The sequence below is a fragment of the Paenibacillus sp. CMM36 genome (genome assembly GCF_053570945.1).
Genome location: NZ_JBSEDY010000002.1, coordinates 16,441 through 31,938 on the forward strand (window position 1 = coordinate 16,441; position 15,498 = coordinate 31,938).

A 15,498-nucleotide genomic window follows, 5' to 3' on the forward strand; every position below is an offset into this window, starting at 1 on the left:
TTATAATTTTAATCTCCCAAACTCGTCGCTGAATATTATTTCTTTGGCAAGTTCATTGGCTTTAGCAAGGGAGACATGTGTACCTGCATCGGTCCACCAACCTTGAAGAATGTCGAATGTTAGCTCACCTTTTGCAATGTATGCATTGTTTACATCCGTGATTTCCAATTCACCACGTGCTGACGGTTTGAGAGTTTTAACAATCTCAAAAACGCTGTGATCAAACATATAAATACCTGTTACCGCATAATCACTTTTGGGTTTTTGAGGCTTCTCCTCAATTGAAACAATTCGATCTCCCTGTAATTCTGCAACACCGAAGCGTTTTGGATCTTCTACCTGCTGTAGAAGCAATTTAGCACCTGACACTTGATTACGGAAGTTTTGAACATATGGAGATATGTCATCTTCGAATACATTATCACCTAGAATAACAAGCATTTGATCGTCTCCCACAAATTGCTCTGCTAGATCCAATGCCTGGGCGATCCCGCCTGCTTCGTCCTGCACTTTATAGGTAAAAGTAACTCCCATTTCCTTTCCACTTCCTAAAAGGTTCACTACATCGCCCATATGCTCTTTACCTGTGACAATAAGGATGTCCTGAATATCAGCTTGTTTCAGCTTATATACTGCATGAAAGATCATTGGATATTTTCCTACCGGAAGAAGATGCTTATTTGTAACCTTTGTTAATGGGTATAACCGTGTTCCAGTTCCCCCTGCTAATATTATTCCTTTCATAATAGCCTCCTAGGTTTAGTGTTATTTGATGTTCTTTTTAATGTCTTTGTAATCCATCCGATTCTGTTTAAATTGCAAAAAAGAGTTTGCAATAGTTCTAGAATAATACCAAAAGTTTATTATAGACGAATTCTTAAGTATCTCAAAGAATTGTACAGGCCAATTTTGAGGAGAAGGAGCCAATTTATTAAGAACATTATTTTTTCTGCACGATTTAAAATAGGAGCCAAGCACTGTCTTCACTTCTTTGTCTACGACGTCATTTAATGTCAAAAAAGTATTATTGCCGTGCAAGCGGTAGTAATAATACGTAGTCTCAACAAATAAGGGCTCTGATAAAAGCAAACACCTTAGAGCAAAGTCCCAATCATGACAATATTTCAAATTTCGGAATCCATTCAGCTTATCGAAAATGTCTCTGCTGAATAATATATTTCCTGTTGAAATAGCAGTGTTGTGAGGTATCAAAGACCACCCTACACTGGGAAAGTTTTTTATCGAATTTTGAGTATTAATGAAGCTTATAGCCTGGTCGGATACAGTGCTAATATCATTTCCTTCTCCATCAATTACTTTAATCCTCGAGAAAACGAACTCTGAATCAGAACCGAATAAATGTTTAATTAATTGTGTTATCCGATTTGACTCAAACAAGTCATCTGCATTTAGTATTGTTACATATTCTCCTTGTGAGACCCTTATACCTTCATTAATTGAATTGTGAGCACCCTGATTTTGATCGTGCGAAATGAATGTTATGCGATTATTAAATCTTTCCAAAAAAGCTTCACTAGAAATCAGTTCATTTATGATATGACAACTGTTATCTTTCGAGTTGTCATCAATCACCACCAATTCAAGTAGATCGTATGTTTGCTCATAAATGGATTTTAAGGCAGCCTCAATATATTTTTCATAATTATAAGACGGCACAATAACACTAACTAAAGGCGTATCTTGATTATTCATATTTTTCTCCTCAAATATTATCGAATCCGGGATGCTCTCTTAGTTACCTCTAGATATTGATGCCCATACTTTTGATCTGGCTCTAAATGTGTACCTTCAGCCCATTCATTCCATGCGTTAACAAAAATCATTTGTTCTGAATCTTGACTAAACCTCCGAGTATAATCAACCAGGCCTACCAACCATTTTTCATACTCTACAGGATTCGCATAGTGAAAGACATTAGCTGCACTTTTTCTTCTTGCTGTATTATCCCAGCTCAGCATAGTACCTCTAAACCATGTGAAATCCCCAGCCTTCTTTTTCTGAAGCGAACGATCTACCACTTCTCGATAATCGTAAATGTTTCCTGAGAAGTCAGAAACCAGCTCATTCATAGTTTTAGAAATTTCGTTGGCATAAACACCATGCGGCGGGAACTCGACTGCAGAATCACAACCGTAGATCGTTGGATCTACTTGACCAAAGGACTGTACCATGCATACATGAAGATTTGGAATGCCTTCTTCTTTACACTTTTCTTTCCATGTATGGACTGTTGCTTTCAGATTAGGAAACAATTCAGCTCTGTAAATCAACAATATGGGGTCCTTACCATCAATACGGATATATCTTTTGTCCTTTAAAACAGGAATAACTTCTTCAATAAATCTGTTATCTGAGTCTTCATCGTGCACTTGCTTCATAAGCATTTCTTTCTCTTGCCCATCCCATCGCCTTGTCCAACTCTCGTTAGCCCAACAAATACAAAAAGGAAAATCCAAATCTTTATTTTCTAATAAAGCATTCATCGGCTTCTCTAAAAGCCTCTTGCCATCGAACCAATAATAATAGTAACAAAAACCAAAGATATCATATTTTTTAGCAAGTTCTATTTGACGTTTCTGAATGTCACTATCCTCAACCAAATTGTAATATCCTAAATCTGAAGGAACATGCGGTTGATAATGTTCCTTGAATAAAGGTGTCGCCTTACGAACATTTCTCCACTCTGTAAACCCTTCTCCCCACCACTCATCATTCTCTGGAATTGCATGAAACTGTGGTAAATAAAAAGAAACAATATTTGTTGTTTTGTTTTGATTTTCCGGCCAAGCGGATGCTGTAGATCTTCTGTGATAACTAAACTCAGAAATATGTTTTACTTTCATTGCGCTTGCAACCAGTTCTTCCATAAAAGAATCGTAGTCCTTAACATCAAGCAAAACCTTTTCTTTAAAAAGTGTGGACTGAACCACAATAAATGATCCAGCTACCTTATAATTTAACTTTACGGAAGTTAAATGTTCCTCTTTATAGAAAGGAGCAAAATGATCCCCGTTATCAAGGAATCTGTCTTCATTTGTAAAAATCAAGTCTTCACTATCTATAGAATTTAAAGCCAAATGGTGTAATGTATTAATAGATAGAAAATCCTCTTGTTCCAATACCGTAATATAATCCCCTTGTGCAATCTTACTAGCCTCTCTCACCATATCTAAAAACATACTATTAGCAGTATGAATAAACTGAACCTTGCTCAAATCAAAGCCACTCGTAAATTGATTTTCAACAATCTCTTCCCTTGAAATTATAATTACTTCAAAATTGGAATACGTTTGGCTAGTTAAAGAACTTAAACAAAACTCCAGATAGGCCTGATTTAATTTGTACACGGGAATAATGATAGAGAACAAATGTCTGACAGGGTATTGAACGTTGGTAATTTGGGTGCCTTCCTTATACGTGTATGGTTCAAATCTCCCAACCTGATTATCATTCCTATTTGCCATCAATGTGATAGCTCTATTCCACATCCATTTAAATCCGTTTTGCCTCCATTTTTTAAACATTTTAACAAACAAATTGGAGTTATTTCCCGAATTTAATTCTTTGTAGCTGTGAAAAGCCTGATTTAAGATCGAAAGCACTCCAACCTTCTCTATAACAATCCGTTGTATGTAAAATACGCCGGGAGAGTCACCAGGATCCAGTCTCAGAGACACTACATCTTGCTTAAACTCAAAAGGCCTGCCATTCGAATTCTGACGATCTAGCTTTCCGATGATGCAAGAATTATCTTCACTAAAACCGGCCCCATAGTCAATATACAGCTTAAGAAACCTCAATGATTCCGAAGAACCTTCACAATTAATCTTATACCAACCTTTTTTAAACGAACCCTTCAAATAAATCTGAGGGTCATTACCAAAACTTTCCCATTTATCCCCACTTTTATTGATATCTAATAAATTAACGACTTCCATTTCTCTCAATTAAATCATTCCTTAAAATATAAAATTTATTATTTATCCACGCTTTTCCGAAAGATTTTTTTGTAAAAAAGACGAATTTTCCACCATCTTGTGCTTGTCATATCATTTATAGTTTGCTCTCTGCTTGTCAACAAACATGTTAGTTCTTGCATTTGCCGTTGTAATCCATGAATTTCTTGATGCAATGAGCTTATTTCCTGATTTGACGAATCCAATTTATGATTTAAAACATTAATTTTTTCTAGTTTGTCACTAAGATTTTCTTTTACAATACTTAAGTTCAGACCCATTTCTTCTAAAGTGTCTAGAAGCTCATTTTTCTCAACTACCAACTCACTGATTTTTTCTTCTTGAGCGGACAAATTGCTCTGATTTATTAAAATCTCATTCTGAAGTAAGTTATTTTTCTTTTGAACTTCCTTCATTAAACCTTCTGGGAATTCCTCAATATAGACAATTGAAAGCTCTATCCTTTTATATTCCTTTTTTTCTACCTGGTAATATATTTGCGGGTCATCATCAAGAAAAACATAGTATCCGCCACCTGCCCAATCAGCATTTGAAGAGAATTCTCTAATTTGTACTATGTTATCTTCAAGATCTATTAATCTCGCTTCCCCAATACGTACAATTCCTCTGCCTTCCATTGGATCAAATCGGACACAACTAATCTGACCCTTCTGGGTTAAATCACAAGCAATCGTCTGATCGGGTTCTGCTATCTCAAAATACATGCTTTTATCTTCAGTAAGTTCTTGATTTGCACTTATAAAAATTTGAGCTGTATATTCTGCTGGTTCGATAAACTTGAATTGGACTGCCTTTTTTAAATACTTTTGCAAAAATAGCAGTTCTTTTTCAGTTCCGACCCTATCTGCGAATTTATTAGCCATATCAATGTAATCTGGAATCTCCCCCTGTGAGACCCCGACATAGGAAAACATATCCTCAATGGAAATAAAGCTCTGCAAGCTCGCATAATGTGAATAATAGAAACTATTAATCGCTCTAAACTTAATGAAATTTAGAGGAATCGGAAACAGATATACCCACTCGTAATCAATGATACTAAGCTGGTTATCATCACCCAAAAGTATGTTATCCAGATTAAGATCAATGTTAGCAATGGTAAAACTATTCAAACCTAATAGTTTACTTTTTTCTCCAAACACACTGATAAACTCGGGTGTATTACTAAATTCACAATAATGACCTTCTGCAACGGTCTCCAAGAAATCAGTAAACAAACCCAGTATTTCATATACTAGATCTCTTTGCTTATTTATCACTGCTTCAAGAATCAGTTGGTCCAGGCTTTTACCTTCTAAGTACTCAAATAGCACTGACCCCTTCTCATAAGAAATCGGTTTGACAAGTTTACTAGGCTGGTATACACCTTTAAGTAACTCATAGTTTGAATAAATCCGCTTAATATGATCCACTGCTCGATCTGTTAATGCAGTTTTGGAAACATACATAAATTCATCTTGATGTATACTTGTTTTTATTTGATATTCAGGAGCACGTTCGCGACTATATTTTGAATAAATAGTTTCCATATCTTAACCTCCTCTCCTCATTTAACTTGAACAAAAAACGAGAAATGAGTTTGAAAAAGTAGAAAATAGCTGGTTATTGATGATGTTGTCCGTGACCGATTCCTCATCAAACAGCACCACTCTATTTTGGTCGTAATTAGTATTTCTGCTCCTTAATTCACCCACACAAGGCAGTCGCTTATCTGAATAGAGTTGTGTAGGCATCTTATAATCAGGAAACGGATAATAAAATTTCATTTCACCAAATCCCGAATTATAAATCAATTTTTCTATTTCCAACTTTGAGAAAGTGGCCATCCCCCTGTTTGAAGGATAATTTTGAAGACTGTCAAAAAAATCACCTGTATGATCTTCACGACTTCCTGCCCAATATTTAAGACCTAATTTATTTTCGATGGCTATAATAAGAACACCATCCCTTTTAAGGAATTTTTTAATATTCTTCAAAAACGTAACGTAGGGTGAGTTAGTTTCCGTATATAAAGCTGCGTACTCCAAAACACCTATTAAAGTAATATAATCAAATTTTTTATCGAGTTTAATATCATTTAAATTCCCTATCACAATTTCGAGATTACTCTTGTCTGTGTGACGATTCGCGTTAATCAACGCACGTTTCTTTGATAATTCTATGCATGTAACACTCTTTGAATTGTCACATAGCAGACCTGTTAAAGCTCCACAACCTGCACCTATTTCTAAAATTTCACTTTCCGGTCTAAATTGATACCACTCTAATAGATTGTGACGAGTAGGAGAAAAATGATACAAAATCGGCCATCGGTTATCTTCTCGAAGAACTTGACCTAAATCGCGGCCATTATACAACATGTCCAATAGTTCATCTTCTATTTTTCCATCCGAATAGCTATCTTCGCCATTATAATAACTATAGTTCATTTTCACACTTCCAATATACTCAATCATCTTGCCCCTTCCTTTCGAAATCTGAAATGAGGATCGTTGAGTTCATATCAAAGAAGCCCACACTATTCTTATTAGATATAACGTGAAGATTCATAATATCGTACAATCTATGAAAAACAACAAAGTCATTCCCTTCATAGCACGTGCAACCTAATGAAATTAAGTAGTCTCCACCTTGAAGATCATTGTTTTGGGTGAAACTAATTTCGATAATTTTCTCAGGTACTACCTTGTCAATGTTTACAGATTCTAACATTGTATTCGTGCCTGTTATTTCCGTTCCTCTCGCATCCTTGATGCTAAAGGCAAAAATAGGATCTCTTATGTCGTTATTGAAGCGAATTCTCATTTTAATTTTAAAAAACTTTCCTTTCAAAACTACATTCGTTAAATCATTATTGTGATCAAAAATGGCGAAATCTAAAATTTCAGCTCGTTTGTCACCATATTCCGAATAACCTGGATTAATGTTAAGTTTATCTTTCCATATTTCGTTATTATCCCCACTATGTTTAGATAATGAAGATTCACTACTATTATTGGTATCATACATACCAACTAATATTTTCTTATATATATCAATCATAGGGCCAGGTAGACCTTCTTCAACAATTTCGCCTTCGTTCATTACAATTACACGTTCACAGTATTTCATAATGCTGCTCATATCATGAGTAACAAAGAGAATTGTTTTACCTTGCTCTTTAAACTCTGAAAATTTTTTAAAACACTTTGCTTGAAAAAAAATATCCCCCACAGACAATGCCTCATCCACAATAAGGATTTCCGGTTCAACATTAATCGCAACCGCAAAGGCTAACCTAACAAACATTCCACTAGAATAGGTTCTGACAGGCTGGTAAATAAAATCACCGATATCCGCAAACTGAATAATATCATCCATTTTAGCATCCATTTCTTCTTTACTGAATCCCATCATAGTACCATTCAAATACACATTTTCGATCCCTGAAAAATCCGGATTGAATCCTGCACCTAGCTCTAACAAAGCAGATATTTTCCCACGAACCTGGACGTCTCCAGTAGTAGGCGATAACACACCTGTTACAATTTTCAGCAAAGTGGATTTCCCTGATCCATTTTTACCGATAATCCCTACTGATTCACCTTTATTAATTTGAAATGAAAGGTTATTCAAAGCAAAAAATTCTTTATGATAACTTTTTTTCATTGGATGAAGCGACTCTTTTAACCGATCTGAGGGATTAGAGTATAACTTGTATATTTTCGTCAGTTCTTTTACATCTATTATTGGGGTCATCATAGTATCTCCTACACAAATCATTTTATAAAACATCTGCAAAATGAGGTTTTAATTTCTTAAATATGACTAAGCCTACTGAAAGGAAAATTACGCAAACAATCCAAAAATAAAGAGTTTGAAAGGGTTTTTCCCAGAACCAATTGTTATACAAAAAGGTGTCTCTAAATCCTTCAGTAATATAGTAGAAAGGATTTAACTTAAACAGGAATTGATAGTTGGCTGGAGCAATATCCAAGCTCCACACAATAGGAGTTAGCCAAAAACCAATTTGTATTATCACAGAAACGATTTGTGCAATATCTTTAAAAAACGGCAGTATTGACGCGGTTATAAAGGTTACACCTAATAGTAAAACAATTGTACAGACAACGTAATATATTAATTGCAACCATGATAAAGTTGGCATAACTCCGTAAATAAATAAAATAGCTATAAAAAATACAATAAAAAATAAATGTATAAATAGAGCCGAAAAGATTTTTATAATTGGGAGTATACTAATTTTAAATACTACTTTCTTGACTAAAAAGCTATACTCGGAAAAACTCAATGTTGCATTCATAAAGGCTTCTGAAAAAAAGAACCACGGCACCATTCCACAGATCAGCCATAATACAAAGGGGTATCCCTCCGGTGTACTACCGCTTCTAAATCCAATTGCAAAAACAAACCAATACAGCAAAATTGTTATAACTGGATTTACAAATGCCCAAATAGCTCCAAAGTAGGACCCCTTAAATCTTTTGTTAAAATCATTTTTTGATAGATCTATAATCAGTCTTCTTTTAGAAATGTACTCTTTCAAATAGCTCACTGCTCAAGCATCCCCTAACTAATAACTATATCATTGATATTTGTTTTATAAATTTCAACTAAACAACATTCTATGCTAAAATATTGACGTATCTACAAGAAAAGGAGATTGTAAACCTTGTCGAATCCAGTATACGGGAAACAGGCCAAAACGTCGACCCGTGACGATAAAAGGCCGGCTATATTATGGGTGTTAATTGTTGGGATTATTCTGTTTTTAGTTTGGGCCCCCTTTCAGGCTGCACTTTTTAATGGGCAAATGCTCGAATTTGAGAAGCCTCTGTATGGGGCTTTGATCATCAGCATGATTCTATTGATTTTGGGAATCGCAACCTATTATAAGAAATTCAAATTAGAAGATCAAAGAGACTGGTTGGCGGTGCTTGTTATCTTACTTCCGCTGACGTTCGTGCTCTCATTGATTTCTGCTGCTTCTCATTATCTCGCGATGAACATGGTAGTGGTGCAGTGCATCTATGCCTCGTTCTTCATCATTACATTGTACGCCTTGCGAGATCGGTTGAGCAACCAGATCATCCAAACCGCGATTATGACCGTAGCTTATATTATTATAGGCTTTGGCCTCATCAACTGGTTTGGACAGTGGGTATTGGCCGGGCGACTCGTGGATTGGTTCTCATCAATGGTAAGCGGTAATCGCTACGTTGATGCCATAAAGGTAGATTCTAACGGTCCACGTCTCACATCCGTCTTCCAGTACGCGAATACATATGCGGCATTTTTAATGGCGTTTTTGTTCGCAGCTATCTTTTGTCTGATGAAGTCGAAGACGTGGTATGGTAAAGCGACTCACGCCTTTATGCTGGTGCCTATATTGGTATCACTGTTCCTGACACTTTCACGTGGTGGTCTCATTATGTTGCCAGTCGTATTTGTTCTTTTACTTCTGTTCTTTAAGCCAGCGCGGCAAATATTATGGCTTTTGCATTGCGCAATTGCGGGTGTCGTTTCACTTGCTATTTTGAGCCCTATTACAAATTGGGGATTACAGTTGAATCAGACCTACAACGGTGCTTTAGCTACTAAGGGCTGGGGACTGCTTCTTGGGACTTCCTTGGTGACTGCAGTTATTTTATGGCTTATACAAACCTCTCTGGGATCTCGTTTGGAAAAAGGAATGCAAGGTCTAGCTTCACGTAAACTCTCTAATCTGTGGCTGCCTGTTGGCTCTGTGGTCGTGATTGGTGTAATTGCGTTCCTGCTCATTGGTACAGGACTACGAAGTTTTCTACCAGCCAATGTGGAGACACGTCTGGAAAATATCAACTTCCGACAGCATAGTGTGCTGGAACGTATAACCTTTTATCGCGATGCTTCCAAGCTAATTGCTGATTATCCGTTGATTGGCGCAGGTGGCGGCGGTTGGGCTACGCTGTATGGAAAATATCAAGACTATGGCTACACAAGCGCACAGGCACATAACTTTTTTATGCAATATATGGTAGAGACTGGTATTATTGGATTCATTATTTTTATGGCGTTTATCCTTTATATTTTCTATAAATACACTAAAGGTTACATTAAGAGCGATGGGGAAAATCGGGATAGCCACTTCCTTTACCTGATCTTGGCAATGTCCATTTTGCTCCATAGTCTATTGGACTTTAATATGAGTTATGTGTTCATGGGTATACTCGTGTTTATTGGACTCGGGGGTATGGCTGCAGCAATGGATGCACAACCTGTAAAACGCTTGGCGATGAAGCCTGAAGGTTTCCGTCCGATTTATAGTATCGTCATTGGTGTTCTCAGTATTGTGCTTTTATTTGTAGGGCTGCGCTTTGTACAAGCCAGCAATGCTGCCCGGGAAGCAAAAGCCCTGGAAAGCAGCAATTCGTTCGAACAACGACAAGCTGCTTATAATAAGGACTTGAATCTACGCCCAACTCATATTGATTCAATTGTTGGTTTGTCTAGTATGTATTATCAGGTCTATAAGCAAACCAAACGCGAAGAGTTCTATACAGGTGGCATGACCATTGTTGATCTGGGGCTGCAGGCAGAGCCGTATAATAGAAATATGCTGTTTATTAAAATGCGACTTGAGCAAGCTAAAGGAAACAATGACAAGGCATTTGCCATTTTGGAAAATAACCGTGCTAACTTCACCTGGGATCTGGATTGGTACAATTTGCTGATTAACCAAGCGTTTGAATTTGGCAATAAAGCTCGATTGGCTAAGGACACAGCTACGGAACAGAAGTATTTCCAAGCAGGTCTTGCTGCTTATCAGCAGGTTCTGGATGGGGTAGCTCATCTTAAGACGATTCCACCTGAAATTCAATTGACACGTACTTTTGAAGTAACCCCAAGCATTGCGCTCAGCACTGGTAAAATTGAGTTCATGTCAGGTAAGCCTGCTGAGGCTGCAAGCATCCTCAAAAACGGCCTAAAGGACGATCTGAGTGATGCTACAAATCGTGAGGTCGCTCGCTATTATATCGTCGCTCTGCAACGGCAGGGACAAGATGATAAAGCTTTGTACGATAAGCTGATTCAGGCTGATCCGAAGGAGAAGGAGCAGATTGAACAGTTGAAATCGGAGAAATAGTTAAGAAAAAAGAGACTAGCAGATGATGTTACATCATACTGATAGTCTCTTTTTTTATATTGAGGAAGCATAGTTAGGTTTAGTGAGATGTTTATTTTTGTTGGTCAATCTCTTTAATAACCTGTCTCATATAAGCCAGTACTTCATCCTTAATCTCGTTATGCTGTAGAGCATAATGAATGGTCGTTTCAATGAATCCCAATTTCTCGCCAACGTCATGGCGATTGCCATCAAATTCGTAGGCCAGAATGGGGCTCTTTTCTCCCAGTTTGGACAATGCGTCCGTCAGTTGAATTTCCCCGCCTACTCCTGCGGATTGCTGACCCAGGATATCAAAAATGTCAGGCGTCAAGATATAACGTCCCATGATCGCCAAGTTGGAGTTGGTTTCTTCCTTCTTTGGCTTTTCCACTAATCGTTCCGCCTCAGAGATTTTGGAAGTAAGTGTATGACCTTCAACAATCCCGTAACGATGTACCTCGTTCCAATTCACTTGTTTTACACCTACAACAGAACGCTGATATTCATCGAACACGTCAATCATCTGTTTGAGGCACGGATTCTCAGACTCAACGATGTCATCCCCTAAAAGGACGGCAAAAGGTTCGTCACCTATAAACTTACGTGCACACCAGATGGCATGCCCCAACCCTTTAGGTTCCTTTTGACGAATATAGTGGATATCTGCCATCTCAGATGGCTTACGCACTTCATTGAGCAGGTTCCATTTTTCCTTCGCAGTCAAATTATGCTCCAGCTCAAAGGAGTAGTCAAAATGATCCTCAATCGCCCTTTTGCCTTTACCAGTAACGATAATGATATCCTCTATACCAGATGCAACAGCTTCTTCAATAATATATTGAATTGTTGGTTTGTCTACAATGGGAAGCATCTCTTTAGGCATCGCTTTCGTAGCAGGAAGGAACCGGGTTCCTAATCCCGCAGCAGGAATAATCGCTTTACGGATTTTCATAGGTTTAACTCCTTTGTCGTCAATATAACGGTAAGATATACTATCTATGATTATAACAGGAAGGTCAATTATTGTAATAGATTAAAGAAGAAGACATCTTCCCTTAAAGAGAACATGTCTTCCAATCACTAGCTTTCTATATAAATATATTATGCTGCCGGAATCTTTCTGGCTCCCGAACAAATATACAGTTATTTATTTCACCAGCTGACCACGTGTAACACCCAACTGATTCGTCGCCTTCAGCGTCTTCCATACTTGTGTTCCGCTGATTTCTCCGCGCAGGGCACGGTTATAGAGATCAATAACCTCATGCACTTGCTCCGGTGTCTCCTCCAAAAATTCCACGCGGTAACGGGACACGCCCAGCTCCAGGAAGTTGGACAGGTATTCCGCGCCGGATTGCTCAATCGCGTTGTATACCGTGTTGCGGCAGCCTTCGTCCACACGGACCGGATGTGACATCCCAATACGATCACGCAGGGATGCGCGATGATCCTCGCAAGGGCGACCACAGTTGGTGTAGTCGGTGCCTTCACTCATAAAGGTACAGTATACGCAATGTTCAGTATGGAACATTGGCATATGCTGCTGGATCACGATCTCCAGCTTATCGGTACGCGTACGTCTGAGCATATCGACCATTTGCTGGATGTTCAGATCGTACGACGGCGTAACCAGGTCGCAGCCAGAATCCAAGAACAGATCAGCCGCTTTATGATTGGCTATGTTCAGCGAGAAGTCACCAATCAATTGCGGGTGATGTGCGTCCGGGTTCTCCAACCGATGTCGCAAGTAGAAATACAGTGCCCCTGGATTGCGTACCAGCACAGCATCCGGCTTTAGGCGCAGGATGTTGTTGTGATAGCCATTTTCACCCGGCATGTGAATACGCGGGGTCGCCAGCGCAATTCGGCGGCCTGCAGCGTGCACTGCCTCTACGGCTGCCGGGAATTGCTTGATGAACTCGAAGTCGGCGTAGATGAACTCCACGCCGGCCTCGAGCGCAGCCTCCACCTGAGGGAGGCTGCGGCACAACGCGGTCAGCTCTGCCTGACCGCGTGCCACAGACGATGCCGGAGTCGATGCATCGTCATACACCTCGACCGCCCGCTTCGTGTACACGGGCGGTTTGGGGCGCTCGCCCGCGAGCAGTTCCACCGCCTGACGGCGGATACCGTTCAGCTCGCGCATCGGCACGATGACGTCCCCATGCAGATGGACGTCCAGCTCTTCCAGCTGGAACACCGTTCCGCCCAGTCGGCCGAACTGCTCTTCGAGCAGCTCGTGCGTCATCGGACGCTTCTGGGCAATTTCAAGTTCCAGCTCGGAGTCCACGCGGACCGTTGTGCCTTTCTGCACGTCGGTCCACCATGTCGACAGCGGTTGTCCTGGGGAGCCGCTGACCCGCACATGTACTGGGAAGACCCGGTACGGCTTGTCCGTGTCGTACGACTGGCGCAGACGCTTGTCCAGCGCCGGGTCGTTGGTCTTCCAAATGCGATCGCCCACGTGTACACGGCGCAGATCGACATCGTTGCGTCCCGCTACAATGTCAATGATCCAGCCTTCTCCGGCTTCGCCTTCAATCTTCACGCCCTTGCGACGGATATCGTATACGCGTCCGCCTTCTTCTTTTTGCGTGGGATCTCCCGCATCGAATACAATACCATCGCCACGCTTGAGCGGTGCATCAATACGGCACACTACGCCATCACGAAGGATTTGTTCCACTCGGCCCAGATACACCCCCCGGCTTTTCGGGAACGTCCCGTCAACCAGCTTCTTGTTATTGGTTCCTTCGAGAAAACCGTGCGTAAAGCCGCGTGAAAAGCTCTGCTGCAGCTCGCGGATATCTTCTTTGCTCGTCTTGGATGTATCTCCATCAAAATACTTATCAATAGCCTTGCGGTACTTGCTGACCACATTTGCCACATATTCAGGTGTTTTCAGTCGCCCTTCAATTTTAAAAGAAACCACACCCGCGTCGATCAGTTCAGGCATCAGGTCAATCGCTGCTAGATCCTTAGGTGACAGCAGATACGTCACATCTGCCATTGGCTTCTGCTCTCCATCCACCATCAGATCGTAAGGCAAACGACATGCCTGTGCACACTCACCACGGTTAGCAGAGCGGCCGCCCCACATTTCTGAAGTCAGGCATTGGCCAGAATAAGATACGCATAATGCTCCATGTACGAATACCTCCATTGGAAGTCTCGCCTGATCGCCTATTTTTTGGATCTGTTTCAGGTTGTTTTCACGTCCAAGCACGACCCGTTCCATATTGTACGGCTTTGTAAACTCTACCGCTTCCGGCGAGGTAATCGTCATTTGGGTAGAACCATGAATCGGAAAATCCGGTGAAATGTCGCGGATCATTTTCACCAGGCCCATATCCTGGACAATTAAAGCATCGACTCCAGCATCAATACAGGCATCGACCAGCTCCTTAGCGTCCTCCAACTCGTTTTCAAATACCAATATATTGAATGTTAAAAAACCTTTAACCCCATAGCTATGCAAAAACGCCATAATTTCAGGCAGTTCCTCCATGCGGAAATTATTCGCCCGTGCCCGTGCGTTGAACTTTTCCACCCCGAAAAAGATCGCATCAGCCCCGTTTGCCACCGCCGCACGCATACAATCCCAGTCACCGGCTGGTGCCAGAAGCTCAACATCTTCTCTTCGTACTACTGATTTCATTTTTGTCCTCCCTATATGGAGAAATAACTGATTAACCTTGAGTTAAACGTTATTTTCCAGAGCAGCGATGCTGCTTATTTTATAGCCCTATGAATTATCATCCTATCCGATCATCCCCACTCTGAACCACTGGCTCGAGGGATAAATGGAATCCAACTCAAAAAATCCGCATCACGAACATTTGCGGCATAGTTATTCTTATCTTGTAACTAATCTAGTGTACCAGACTGCGTCCCAAGCTTCTACACTTTCCAAGCGATTCCTCATAAAAATCCTCTTACTAAAACATAAAAAACACCCCCATTCCCGTCAAACGGTACTTTGGAGGTGAAGAATCCTATAAAACAAGAGGAACAACGAAGTAATCAGTACTATCGAGCAGGAAGCCAAATAGTGATGAAGACTAGGCAATTTAGAGCGCTAGTAAGCTACACCAGCCTTTTTAGAATACGGTATCCTCGTTGACGCTAACAGCGTACCAGACAATGAATCCGAGAAAAGGGGTTCGTATTGGCTGATCTAAGTACCGTAAATATCTGCCTTCGCTCTTCCCTGCTTACCTCACTCATCAAAAGATTGGCGGTATTTGGCGGGCGCCAGTGAAGCGGGCCATTTGAATCCGAAGAAGCGTCAGCGCTCGTAGGCTCAAATGGCACGCGTAGCGCTTCCCCCACAACCTCGCTAATCTCTTACCT

General features: G+C 40.2%; 10 protein-coding genes. 1 reads left to right on the forward strand and 9 read right to left on the reverse strand.

The window, feature by feature from the left end; all coding sequences use genetic code 11:
• From ACWA2B_RS04185 to ACWA2B_RS04215, 7 genes are read right to left on the reverse strand one after another with little or no spacing between them, the layout of a single operon-like run.
• Nucleotides 1-744, reverse strand: a complete 744-nt coding sequence (locus ACWA2B_RS04185; protein ID WP_029514521.1) for a sugar phosphate nucleotidyltransferase — start codon at nucleotides 742-744, stop codon at nucleotides 1-3.
• A gap of 21 nt (nucleotides 745-765) precedes the next feature.
• Nucleotides 766-1,713, reverse strand: a complete 948-nt coding sequence (locus tag ACWA2B_RS04190; protein ID WP_029514522.1) for a glycosyltransferase family 2 protein — start codon at nucleotides 1,711-1,713, stop codon at nucleotides 766-768.
• A 17-nt stretch (nucleotides 1,714-1,730) separates the two neighbouring features.
• The gene (locus ACWA2B_RS04195; protein ID WP_161626954.1) at nucleotides 1,731-3,959 is read right to left on the reverse strand and encodes a glycoside hydrolase family 99-like domain-containing protein; all 2,229 of its coding nucleotides are present in this window, start codon (nucleotides 3,957-3,959) and stop codon (nucleotides 1,731-1,733) included.
• A 38-nt stretch (nucleotides 3,960-3,997) separates the two neighbouring features.
• Nucleotides 3,998-5,527 (reverse strand): coiled-coil domain-containing protein, encoded by a 1,530-nt coding sequence (locus ACWA2B_RS04200; protein WP_449291729.1) that lies wholly within the window; start codon nucleotides 5,525-5,527, stop codon nucleotides 3,998-4,000.
• Between the two features lie 21 nt (nucleotides 5,528-5,548).
• On the reverse strand, nucleotides 5,549-6,454 hold the full coding sequence (locus ACWA2B_RS04205) for a class I SAM-dependent methyltransferase (protein ID WP_029514525.1): 906 nt from the start codon (nucleotides 6,452-6,454) through the stop codon (nucleotides 5,549-5,551).
• The gene (locus ACWA2B_RS04210; protein ID WP_080658543.1) at nucleotides 6,447-7,736 is read right to left on the reverse strand and encodes an ABC transporter ATP-binding protein; all 1,290 of its coding nucleotides are present in this window, start codon (nucleotides 7,734-7,736) and stop codon (nucleotides 6,447-6,449) included. The genes ACWA2B_RS04205 and ACWA2B_RS04210 overlap by 8 nt, the downstream gene beginning before the upstream one ends.
• Before the next feature lie 25 nt (nucleotides 7,737-7,761).
• On the reverse strand, nucleotides 7,762-8,553 hold the full coding sequence (locus ACWA2B_RS04215; RefSeq protein ID WP_449291730.1) for an ABC transporter permease: 792 nt from the start codon (nucleotides 8,551-8,553) through the stop codon (nucleotides 7,762-7,764).
• Nucleotides 8,554-8,670: 117 nt separating this feature from the next.
• On the opposite strand from ACWA2B_RS04215, the gene ACWA2B_RS04220 reads away from it, so the two are divergent.
• On the forward strand, nucleotides 8,671-11,124 hold the full coding sequence (locus tag ACWA2B_RS04220; RefSeq protein WP_449291731.1) for an O-antigen ligase family protein: 2,454 nt from the start codon (nucleotides 8,671-8,673) through the stop codon (nucleotides 11,122-11,124).
• A gap of 91 nt (nucleotides 11,125-11,215) precedes the next feature.
• Here the strand turns inward: ACWA2B_RS04220 and galU are convergent, their stop codons facing one another.
• Together galU and ACWA2B_RS04230 are read right to left on the reverse strand one after the other, a co-directional pair.
• Nucleotides 11,216-12,097, reverse strand: coding sequence for a UTP--glucose-1-phosphate uridylyltransferase GalU (gene galU / locus ACWA2B_RS04225; protein ID WP_029514529.1), 882 nt, complete (start codon nucleotides 12,095-12,097; stop codon nucleotides 11,216-11,218).
• Nucleotides 12,098-12,292: 195 nt separating this feature from the next.
• The gene (locus ACWA2B_RS04230) at nucleotides 12,293-14,803 is read right to left on the reverse strand and encodes a U32 family peptidase (protein ID WP_029514530.1); all 2,511 of its coding nucleotides are present in this window, start codon (nucleotides 14,801-14,803) and stop codon (nucleotides 12,293-12,295) included.
• Nucleotides 14,804-15,498: the final 695 nt, after the last annotated feature.